The 11,340-nt window shown below is 50.7% G+C and carries 10 protein-coding genes; 7 read left to right on the plus strand and 3 right to left on the minus strand.

The window, feature by feature from the left end; genetic code table 11:
- The 5 genes from OB13_RS06490 to OB13_RS06510 form a co-directional block, all read left to right on the plus strand.
- Positions 1-1,865 (plus strand): OmpA family protein (locus OB13_RS06490; protein WP_461489341.1); only part of this gene is annotated, 1,865 nt, incomplete at its 5' end.
- 135 nt (positions 1,866-2,000) lie between these two features.
- Positions 2,001-2,726 (plus strand): bifunctional demethylmenaquinone methyltransferase/2-methoxy-6-polyprenyl-1,4-benzoquinol methylase UbiE, encoded by a 726-nt coding sequence (gene ubiE / locus OB13_RS06495; RefSeq protein ID WP_461489342.1) that lies wholly within the window; start codon positions 2,001-2,003, stop codon positions 2,724-2,726.
- Complete coding sequence (porT, locus tag OB13_RS06500) at positions 2,672-3,430, plus strand: type IX secretion/gliding motility protein PorT/SprT (RefSeq protein WP_461489343.1); 759 nt, start codon at positions 2,672-2,674, stop codon at positions 3,428-3,430. Before ubiE ends, porT begins: the two co-directional genes overlap by 55 nt.
- Before the next feature lie 4 nt (positions 3,431-3,434).
- On the plus strand, positions 3,435-4,184 hold the full coding sequence (locus OB13_RS06505) for an SDR family NAD(P)-dependent oxidoreductase (RefSeq protein ID WP_461489344.1): 750 nt from the start codon (positions 3,435-3,437) through the stop codon (positions 4,182-4,184).
- A gap of 100 nt (positions 4,185-4,284) precedes the next feature.
- Positions 4,285-4,557, plus strand: a complete 273-nt coding sequence (locus tag OB13_RS06510; RefSeq protein ID WP_461489345.1) for a hypothetical protein — start codon at positions 4,285-4,287, stop codon at positions 4,555-4,557.
- A gap of 99 nt (positions 4,558-4,656) precedes the next feature.
- Here the strand turns inward: OB13_RS06510 and OB13_RS06515 are convergent, their stop codons facing one another.
- The 3 genes from OB13_RS06515 to typA all read right to left on the minus strand — a co-directional run bounded on the left by OB13_RS06515 (position 4,657) and on the right by typA (position 10,096).
- Positions 4,657-6,297, minus strand: coding sequence for a hypothetical protein (locus OB13_RS06515; RefSeq protein WP_461489346.1), 1,641 nt, complete (start codon positions 6,295-6,297; stop codon positions 4,657-4,659).
- 81 nt (positions 6,298-6,378) lie between these two features.
- Complete coding sequence (locus tag OB13_RS06520; protein ID WP_461489347.1) at positions 6,379-7,980, minus strand: hypothetical protein; 1,602 nt, start codon at positions 7,978-7,980, stop codon at positions 6,379-6,381.
- Between the two features lie 304 nt (positions 7,981-8,284).
- The gene (typA, locus tag OB13_RS06525) at positions 8,285-10,096 is read right to left on the minus strand and encodes a translational GTPase TypA (RefSeq protein WP_461489348.1); all 1,812 of its coding nucleotides are present in this window, start codon (positions 10,094-10,096) and stop codon (positions 8,285-8,287) included.
- 349 nt (positions 10,097-10,445) lie between these two features.
- Here typA and msrB point away from each other — a divergent pair, with 349 nt between their 5' ends.
- Positions 10,446-10,868: a peptide-methionine (R)-S-oxide reductase MsrB gene (msrB, locus tag OB13_RS06530; protein ID WP_461489350.1), complete on the plus strand. Its 423-nt coding sequence runs from the start codon at positions 10,446-10,448 to the stop codon at positions 10,866-10,868.
- Between the two features lie 182 nt (positions 10,869-11,050).
- Positions 11,051-11,317, plus strand: coding sequence for a hypothetical protein (locus OB13_RS06535; protein ID WP_461489349.1), 267 nt, complete (start codon positions 11,051-11,053; stop codon positions 11,315-11,317).
- The last annotated feature ends 23 nt before the right edge of the window (positions 11,318-11,340 follow it).

Here is an 11,340-nt window from a genome sequence, read left to right on the forward strand (position 1 = left end):
GAACAGGAAACAAATTTTTTGACCGCGAAAATTACCGGGCAGCTATACCTTACTACGAGCAGGTATTGGCCAATGACCCCAACAATGCAGAGGCACTCTACTATGCCGGTATCAGCTACATGACGTTTGACAAAGAGAAGGCAGCTGACTATATCTACCGGGCACAGGCTGCCAAGCCAAACGTAGACCGCGACATTGAGTACTGGCTGGGCCGTATCGACCACATCAACTATCGTTTTGATGATGCGATCAAGCACTACCAGGCTTACATCCCCAACATTCGCAAGCGGGATGATTTCCGCCGCGAAGAAGTAGCCATGCTGATCCAGCATAGCCGTAACGCCAAGAATGAGGTATCTAATCCCAAGGATGTATTTGTAAAGAACCTGGGTGGCGTTGTAAACACGCAGTATTCGGAGCACAGCCCGGTTATCTCTTCGGATGACAACTACCTGCTCTTCACTTCACGCAGTGCAGGCACGCCTGGTCACGAAGGCTCCAAAGCCCGTGACGGAGAGTACTACGAAGACATCTATGAAACAAAAAGAATCAGCGGTGACGAGTGGGAGCAGCCACGCTCTATTGCAGGTAACCTGAGCAGCAGTGGCCACGACGCATCCATCCAATTGTTTGACAACGACACGAAGATGTTGTTGTACCGTTCGGATAACAACGGGGACATCATGTATTCAGAGCGTCAGGCAGACGGAAGCTGGGGGAAACCAAAAAGCGTGGGAGCCAACATCAACACCAAAGATTTTGAGTCTGACGCTTTTATCACGCCGGATAACAAAACGATGTACTTCTCTACCAGCCATTACTCCGAAGAAGGCGACATGGACATCTATGTGTCTCAGCGCCAGGCAAACGGGGAGTGGGGCAAGCCTAAAAGCATCGGCACGACTATCAACACAAAGTTTGACGACGACAGCCCATACCTGGCTGCTAACGGAATTATGTACTTTGCTTCCCGCGGTCACAACACCATGGGTGGGTATGACATCTTCTCTGCCAAGTTTGACTCGGTAGCCCGTAGATGGAGCCGTCCTATGAACATGGGTTCGCCGGTGAACACGCCTGACGATGATACCTACTATCGTTTAAGCCCGGATGGTAGCTACGCTTACCTTTCTTCCTACCGCATTGGTGGTTACGGCGAAAAAGATATCTACACCATCAACTACATCCGTGCAGCACGTATCACAGGCCACGTTTTCTCCAAGCAGGACAGCCTGGCTATACCTGGACTGGAACTGATCTTCAATTCGCAGCAGGCCGATAAGCGTCCGGTTTCTTACCGCGATGTGACCAAGCCGGATTCCGGTACCTATGACCTGAGGATCCTTTCCGGACGTCCGTACCAGGTAGAGATCGGAAGAGATGGTAAAACGATCACGACGGAAACGTTCGAAATGCCAATGGTGCTCAACGACACCACCACGATCACGCAGGACTTTTACATCGATTACGTAGATACGACCCGCGCAACAACAGGTGTTATTGCGGAGCTGAAGAACATCTACTACGACACAGACAAGTATACCCTGCGCCCGGAAGCTACACGTGACCTGGATGCGGTAGCCGCTTATATGAAGGCTAATCCTACAGTGAACATCAGCATCGAAGGCCATACCGACTCCCGCGCAAGCGAATCGTATAACATGACACTCGGTGATAACCGTGCCAATGCTGCCTTCGATTACCTGGTGAAGCAAGGCATCTCTCCAAGAAGAATGATAACCGAAACTTACGGGGAGCGTCGCCCGGCTGTTCCGAACACTTCGGCTGAAAACATGCAGCTGAACAGAAGAACAGAGTTCCGAGTGATACCAAGAAACGAGCAGACGACTACGCCAAACCAATAAGCGTATCTGTCTGAGAAGAGAAAAGCAGGCTGGGCATACGCTCAGCCTGCTTTTTTATAATAAAGGTAGCAGAAACCATGCATTATAGGTGTTGGTGCCGTATTTTTGCGCAACGTTTACTATATTGAAAGACCCATGGCGGTAGTACCCTACAAAGACCAGAACGATAACAAGAAGTCGCAGGTAGCCCAGATGTTTGACAACATCGCCGGCAAGTATGATTTCCTGAACCACTTCCTGAGTGCTGGCATTGATATTATCTGGCGCAAAAAAGCAATCAGCCTGCTTGCTCCTGAAAAACCAAAGCTCATGCTGGACATAGCCACCGGTACAGCTGATTTTGCTATCGAGGCCTTGAGCCTGAAGCCCGATAAGATAGTTGGGGTAGACATTTCGGAAGGTATGCTGGCGGTAGGCCGCCAGAAGCTGCAGCGCAAAGGGCTGGCCGATAAGATAGAGCTCCGCTACGGTGACTCCGAAAGCCTGCCTTTTGCCGATAATACGTTCGACGCCATCACGGTGGCTTTTGGTGTGCGCAACTTCGAGAACCTGAAGCAAGGGCTGGCCGATATGCACCGGGTGCTTAAGCCGGGAGGAACTGCTGTTGTGCTGGAGTTTTCCAAGCCGCAAAGCTTCCCGATGAAACAGTTGTATCAATTTTATTTTAAGAATATACTACCGGTAGTAGGTAAATTCGTTTCTAAGGACCGCGCCGCCTATACCTACCTGCCCGAATCCGTGCAGGCTTTTCCGGATGGCAAGGAATTTTTGAGAATCTTTGAAGAGGTTGGATTTAAAACAACAAAATGGCATTCACTTACATTCGGCATCAGCTCCATCTACACAGGCAAAAAGCTATAGTTTCAGCTCTTTTCATCCTTTGCCTGTTTGGCGTAACACAAGCGCAGGCACAGAAAAAGATAAAGGGAGAGAACAAACCAGGCTATGATGAGAAGCGCATACACTATGGTTTCTACCTGGGTATGCCGCTCACCAAGTATAAAGTAGAGCATTCGGATGCCTACGTAAGCCAGCTTCCCGCCATCAAGGTCAATGCCAAGAACAGCCCGGGTTTCTATACCGGACTGGTGCTCAACGTGCGTCTTTTTGAGTACCTGGATGCGCGCTTTGTGCCCGGAGTAGGTTTCTATGGCCGTACCATTGAGTTTGAAGGTATAGATACCAACGATGGGGGAGAAGGTCCGGTGTTTGATGATATCACGATCAGCTCTACCATGGTGGAACTTCCTGTGCTTTTAAAGTATAGAGCCAAGCGTCGGGGAAATGCCAGAATGTACTTTGTGGGCGGTTTAAAACCAGGTATTGACCTGGGTAACCTGAAAGACACCTCATCGGGTGGAACGAAGCTTCATTCCGAAAAATATGACCTGGCACTGGAGTATGGGGTAGGCCTGGATATCTTTTATCCCTATTTCAAGTTTGCCCCGGAACTGCGTTTCTCACACGGTCTCCTCAATCAGAAGGCATCTCATACCAGCCCGTATAGTGACTTGATTGATAAGATGACCAACCACAACGTTTCCTTCATTCTTTTCTTTGAATAAACAAATGGCGCGAATTGCACTTGTTACAGGAGCCACTTCAGGTATAGGCAGGGCGACAGCTGTTGCACTGGCCAAACAAGGCTATCATATCATTGCGACAGGCCGCCGGGCAGAACGCCTGCAGGAGTTGGAGCAGCAGATCACCGAAGTGCCAGTGCACACGCTGCAGTTCGATGTGCGCGACAAGGCAGCCGTAACAGCCGCCATCAGCAGTTTGCCGGAAGCGTGGAAAACGATCGATGTGCTGGTGAACAATGCCGGCAACGCCCACGGGCTGGCTTCCATACAGAACGGTGCCGTAGAGGACTGGGATGCCATGCTCGATATCAATGTAAAAGGTCTGCTGTATATGACCCATGGCGTACTGCCCCTGATGCTGGCACAGAAGAAAGGCCACATCATCAACATTGGGTCTATCGCCGGCAAGGAGGTATACGCCAATGGCAATGTGTACTGCGCCTCCAAGTTTGCGGTAGACGCCATCTCCAAAGGCATGCGCATAGACCTGGTGCAGGAAGGTATAAAAGTGTCGGAGATAAACCCGGGACTGGTAGAGACTGAATTTTCGGAGGTGCGCTTCAAGGGCGACAAGGAAAGAGCCTCTTGTGTATACCAGGGATATGAACCCTTGCGGGCCGAAGACATAGCCGATCTGATTGTTTTTATGGTCACGCGACCTGCCCACGTGAACCTGGCAGAGGTGCTGATATTGCCCGCTGCACAGGCTTCTGCCACTGTCCTGCACAAGCAGTAACTCTTCCGGTTATACAACTCCTCTTGGCGGTGCCCGTACCTTAAGGGAAGAATGTCTGCCAGACAGCAGACCGGAGTTGAGTGATTTAACTGGAAATAAAATGGCAAACGATAAGAAAACTTCAGGACAAGAAGAGAATAGAAAGAAGCCGGAAAGCAATGCCAACGCGCAGCCTATGCCGGGTAAACATTCCAACACGGCCAACCACAAAGGTGCCACCGATCTGGGTACGGAAGGAACAAAAGCTACTGCCAGCCAACAGCAGGGACAGGGTGCCTGGAGTGCCAAAGATCAGGACAATCGCACCGGCAGCAGAAGTGGCTCCGGAGGTGGCGGCCAGGGCGGCAAAAACAAAACAGGAGACAAAGACTAAGGTCTGCTCAATAACCATAAAAAAGGCAGCCGGCTATTTTAGCCGGCTGCCTTTTTTATGGTGAACATATTGGGTCCTGCTTTTTGAGGTATAAGGGCCTTAGTTCAGGTAATACCGCAACAGCCAGCCTTCGGCATCGAACTGGTTGGCCTGCGGATTCTGGATCGTCTTTGTTCTGGTGCCCTCTGCCACCTCGTAGGTATTGCGGTACTCGGTGTCTTCTATCCGGATGCGTTTGGCCAAACGTTTTTCACCTGTCACGGTGTAGCTGTCTTCTCCGGCACCTCCCCATATTTTGATCTTGATTTTCGGCTTGGCTATACCTGTCACGATGAACTCATCCTGGCCGTTCAGCCCATACAGGTAAATTTCCCTGGTGTCGCTGAAATGGTATAGCCTGTCGAAGAGCTGGTGTTTCACTTCCCCGTCCTTCTTGATCTTGTGCACGCGTACGCGTACTTCAGTTTTAGATAGGATCTCTACTTCAAACCTTTCGTGCTTGTCGGATCCCAGGACAACAGCTTCCCTGACCAGGTCTTTGTAATACGTTTGGGTAGCGTTGGTGAGGTTGTCTCTTCTGGACTTCAGTTTGGCCATGATTGGGGCTGCTGTCTGGGAGTAGACCGGATCAGGCATCTGTTTGAAAGCCTGTTCTATGACTGCGTCTGTCAGTTCACTCCGGACACTGTCCGCTACCTCTATCCAGTCCTGTTGGGAGAGTTCTGCCAGTATGGTCTCATCGAGGTTACGGCCGCTCCTGTTTAGCCGCGAAAGCCTGGCCAGGTCATGGCTATACGTCTGGAAGTGCTTTTTCATTCCTGTCCGCATGAAGAGCCAAGGTATGATGGCATCGTTGAGCTTATAGAAAACGTTGTCGCGGTCACGCGGCACGGGCTGGTATATCTTCAGGCCGTCCTCTTTGAACTGTGCCCAGCGCCAGTTGTCTTCATGCCGGCTCCAGTCTCCGATGAGCATATCAAAGAGGCGCGCCCGCAGAAAGTAACGGGCATCTATCCGGCTGTCGTTATCAAAAAATCGGTCTTCCAGCATGGACCTGGTGCTCTTGACTTTTTTAGCTTCGCCCATGTGCAGTTCATCTGACAAATCATTGTCGGGTCTTACCTCCAGCAAGGCGACCATGCCGCCAAAGTTGTTGAGGTGCTCTCCCAGCCGGGGATCGTGCGGTATGTAGACCAGTTCCGGCTCCGTGTGGTGAATACCGATGGCCTTTGCCATGGGGGGGAGCACCAGTGCAGCATAGGGATGTGTGGCCGAGGTCGCATCCCGGATGATATTGGCGGCATAGCTCTGTTGCCATTTTTCGGGGAGTGCGGTAGCCGGGTCTTTGTCCACTGAGCGCAATACATACTCTTTGCCTGTTGTGGTTTGCAACCGCAGGCTGCGCGTTTGCCTGCTTCCTCCCTCCAGCACCGGCGTAAGGCCTCCTTTTTCGGTGCCGATATCCAGCACCCTGAACTCGACGGGGGTGGTCCAGGCCGGACGGTAGTGCTTGCCATAAAAGAGCGTGTGCAAGGAGCTTCGCCCATAGTGTTGGCCTACGGCCTCTGTAATTGTGCTGTCGCTGTAGTTGTGTGTGGCAGACGGCGGAGCGGTGGCAGGAGGGGGCACTTGCTGAAGGGAGTGCGTGAATCGGTTGCCAATACAACTTTGTGCCAGCAGTGCGGCGAGCAGCCAAAGCATGCTGCCATATTTCGGGGGGCGGTGGTTGGAGTGCATCATGTCGGGGTAATGGTAGCGAAGGCATCAGCTGCCTGTTGGTTTTCGTTAGTTTTTAGTTTTTGACAGTGGGCCTGGGTGTGGTTAATGCCCTTCTCTGTCAAATGCATGTACCTGTACTTTATGCGTGGTCTTGTCCTTGGTTTCCTTTCCAAACTCAATTTCGTTGCTGCGTCTGGTATCCCGTACTATGGTCTTTTTGCGCCAGCCTTTCTTCACCTCAGACGTATCCTTGATCTTGTCTTCGCCTCTTCCTCCCACAATTTCAACCTTAATACCTGTTTCAACTTCTCCGCTTACCTCAAACTCATCGTCCTCCGCCAGCCCATGCAAGGTGATGTTTCTGGTTTCGCTCCGTTTGAAGATACGGTGGTATACCTGCTTGTTATCCGACAGGCGGTATACGGTTACAGCGGTTTCCTCATCGTTCAGCCGTTTTACTTCGAACTTCTCTTTCTGATCGGTGCCAACGACGAGGGCTTCTTTGGCCAGCTCCAGATAAAACCTACGGGCAGCTTCCTGTAGCTTGTCTCTCCTGCTTTTGAGCTTACGGGTGGTGTGCTCGCCAACCAGGCGGTAGACGCTGTCAGGAAATTGCCTGACGGCACTTTCTATCACTTCGTCTGTCAGGGCCTGCTGCAGTTCGGTCGCTACTTCCTGGTAGTCCTGTAAGGTAAGTTCCGTGAGGGCGCGGTTGTCAATAAACTGTGCGTTCTTCATAAGCGCAAAAACGTCTTTGTACTCTTCATTAAAAGATTCAAACTTCCGGATCGCCCATTTGCGGCTGAAGATCCAGGGAATGATCCCGTCTTCGAAATAGAAAAAAGCATTGTCCCGGTCTTTGGGTATCGGCCGGTATACCTTGTCGCCGTGCTCTTCGTACACGGCCCATTCCCATTGCCCTTCGTGCCGATCCCAGTCATTGATCAGCAGATCAAACAGGCGGGCTTTAGCAAAGGCCCGCTGGTCTATGCAGTGGTTATGAAAGCCAAACCGCTCGTTCAGCATCGTTTTGGAGCCGGCTATACCGACAGCCGCTCCCAGCTCCGGCGTGATCGTGCGTTCATCGTTATACTTCTCCTCTATCAAAAAGACTTTATCCCGAAAGTCTTCCTGGTGTTCACCAAAGGTCGTGTCGGAGGGGAGCACATATACCAGCTGGGGCGTGGAGTGGGGTATACCTGCTGCCGTAGCCAATGGTGGAAGCACCAGGGCCGCATAGGGATTGATAGCAGAAGTCTGGTCACGGATCACATTGGAGACAAAGGATTTGCGCCAGAGCGGGGGCAGGATGCCACTTGGGTCCTTGTCTAGGGAGCGCAAGGCGTAGGTAAAGCCATCCTTGTCAGACAAAGTAAGGCTGGTCGTCTGCATGCCGCCGCCAAGTTTTTCAATCGAGAGCCCGCCTTTCATCTTCTTCATATCGAAAACCTGCACCGTAACCGGTGCGGCCCATACCTGCCGGTAGTGTTTGCCCCAGAAGAAGGTGTGGAAGCCATTGCGCTCGTAATGCCTGCCCGCTTGGATGGTGACACTATCCGCGTCAGTTGTGGAGGCGAGCGCGAGTTCCTGCCGGTGTTCCGGATCAGCTACAGGAGAAGAGGCGAAAAAACTCTTTTTGGCACAGCCAAAAGAAAGTAGAGCCAAGCACGCCAGGGTGAGAGCATGCAGGTGGTGGTTTCTCATACGAGGTATGTTATCATTTTCTCAGCCTATCTAACGTAAACGGGCGCTAATGTTTACAAGTTGAGGAAAGTATAGGAGGAGGGAAGCAGCTGTTTGTTCTCGAGTAAGTGTGCTGTGCTAGCTACTTATTTCTTATCATAAAACAGAGGGGAGCTTGTTTCTGAAATTAAATCACCGCACGATAGGAGGTTTTACCTTTCATTCCCCTAATCCTGTACCGGTAATAATCTTAGCCAGCTGTCAAGCCACAAAAAAAGCCCTTGCAAAACTGCAAGGGCTTTCTTAATACATAAAGCGGGTATACCTACGCCACTTCTTCTTTCTTCGACATGCGGTTACGCTCGTTCTCGTCGAGGTAAATCTTACGCATGCGGATGCTCTTTGGCGTTATTTCCAGCAATTCATCCTTCTGGATGTATTCCATGGCTTCTTCCAGAGAGAAATTCTTGGCAGGAGCGATTTTCACGTTGTTATCAGAACCGGAAGCACGCATGTTGGTCAGCTTCTTGCCTTTCTGAATGTTCACCGTGATATCGTTTTGGCGGCTGTGCTCGCCGATAACCTGGCCCATGTAAACATCTACACCCGGATCCACGAAGAAGATACCTCTGTCCTGCAGTTTATCGATTGAATAAGCTGTACCCGGGCCCTGCTCCATAGAGATGATAGAACCGTTGATACGTCCCGGGATATGGCCTTTGTGCGGCTCATACTGCATGAAACGGTGGTTCATGATCGCCTCACCAGCTGTAGCCGTCAGGATGTTGTTACGCAGACCGATCAGGCCACGCGCAGGGATTCTGAACTCCAGGTGCTGCAGGTCTCCCTTTGGCTCCATAATCGTCAGTTCACCTTTACGCTGCGTTACCAGTTCAATTACCTTACCGGAAGTTGATTCAGGAACGTCCACTACCATGTGCTCGATTGGCTCGCAACGAACACCGTCAATTTCTTTATAAATTACCTGAGGCTGACCAACCTGAAGCTCATAGCCTTCGCGGCGCATGGTTTCGATCAGTACGGACAAGTGCAGGATACCACGACCAAATACCAGGAAGGTGTCTTCGCGGTCTGTTTCCTGTACGCGCAGTGCCAGGTTTTTCTCTGTCTCTTTGAAGAGACGGTCACGCAGGTGACGGGAAGTTACGAACTTACCCTCTTTACCGAAGAAAGGAGAGTTGTTGATCGTGAACAACATGTTCATCGTTGGCTCATCGATAGAGATACGCTTCAGAGGCTCCGGATTCACGGCATCAGCGATCGTGTCGCCAATGTCAAAACCTTCTATACCTGTTACCGCGCAGATCTCACCGGCTGATACTTCCTGTACTGATTTTCTGCCAAGGCCTTCAAAAACCTGAAGTTCGCCAATTTTACCTTTTTTGATGGAGCCATCGGCTTTGCACAAGCTGATCGGCATACCTTCTTTCAAAGTGCCACGGTGCACACGGCCTATCGCGATACGACCCACGAAGGATGAGTAGTCAAGAGACGTGATCTGCATCTGTGGTGTACCTTCCAGGTACGGAGCCGCCGGGATCACATCAATGATAGCATCCAGCAATGGTGTGATATCGGTTGTTGGCTTTGTCCAGTCTGTGCTCATCCAACCCTGCTTGGAAGAACCATACAGCGTTACGAAGTCCAGCTGGTCTTCTGTCGCGTCGAGGTTGAACATCAGGTCGAATACCTGTTCGTGCACTTCGTCCGGACGGCAGTTTTCTTTGTCTACTTTGTTTACTACCACAATTGGCTTCAGGCCCAGCTGTATCGCTTTGCCCAATACGAAGCGCGTCTGAGGCATAGCGCCTTCAAATGCGTCTACCAACAGCAGTACGCCGTCAGCCATTTTGAGTACGCGCTCAACTTCACCACCAAAGTCGGCGTGACCAGGTGTGTCAATTACGTTGATCTTAACACCTTTATAGCGAACCGACACGTTCTTAGAAACGATCGTGATCCCGCGCTCGCGTTCCAGGTCGTTGTTGTCCAGTATAAGGTCGTCAAAGTGCTGGTGGTCAGCGAATAGCTTAGAAGCGTGGATGATCTTGTCCACGAGCGTCGTTTTGCCGTGGTCTACGTGTGCGATAATCGCGATATTTCGAATATTTTGCATTGAATAGGTTTTTCGAGCCGCAAAGGTATAAAAAAGGCTTTATATTTTCAGTATGCTGCTCGAAATAAACAGGTTATGTGAATATTAATTTCTTCTTACCCAGCACAATGGCTGTGGTTATGGAGCAAACATTCTGTATATAACCTTTGTTCAATAAGGTATAAAATAATAAGAGACCTAAAGCCACTCGCACGATTATTGCGTAAATCATTGTATGAAAGCCTATTATATGTATATCCTCATCCTGCTGGTGAGCCTGCTGGCCTGTTCACAACAAGAAAAGGCCGACACAGGGACAGAAGCTTATACCACAGCTACTTCCGGTGAAGGCCCCTTGAGTGAAGAGAGAATGGCCGCTCTCAACAGCACCTCTCTCCAGGACACGGTTGTGAAAACGGAATCGGAATGGAAAAAAGAACTGACACCGGCGCAGTTTGCTGTCCTGCGAAAAAAAGCAACAGAGCCTGCCTTCAGTGGCAAGTATGACAACTTTAAGCAGAAAGGCACCTATACCTGCGCGGCCTGCGGCAACGAAGTCTTTACCTCTGATACCAAATTCGACTCGGGCACCGGCTGGCCCAGCTTTTTCAGGCCGATCTCCAAAAGAAATGTCAAGGAAGTGAAAGACCGGTCGATGGGGATGGTGCGCACGGAAGTGATCTGCGGCCGCTGCGGCTCCCATCTTGGCCACGTATTCGATGACGGGCCCAAACCCACCGGATTGCGCTATTGCCTCAACTCTGTCGCGCTGGGTTTTAAAAAGGCGGAGTAGGTTGAATTGTTAAATGGTTGATTGTTAATTGTTGAGTGGTTGTTCTAGCCCGATTCGGACGGGCAGGACCTGCCCGAATCGGGCTATACCTTTTTTAACCTCCAACCTCTCTAACTCCTGAACTTTCAACTCTTACCTCTCTTACGCCGTATTTCCTATCCAACACCAAAGCATACACAGACATGACAGAACTACACTCTGAAGCAGAAAATATAGAAAATCTGGCGCAGTGCATTATGGCTGCTTTCAAGGAAAAGGAGGTACAGGCCGGCAACGTGCTGCATTACCAGGAGCTATACCCTTACCTACAGGAACAATATCCCAAGTATAAAGACGTGCAGAAAGAGGCCGAGCACCACCTGGCCAAGCTGGCCTATATCACGCCTGCACCGGAGGGGCTGATGCTCACACAAGTTGGATTCAATACCCTAGACAGCGGCGCTGCGTAATATTTCATGCTTTTATACTTTTT

The sequence above is a fragment of the Pontibacter sp. HJ8 genome (assembly GCF_054824225.1).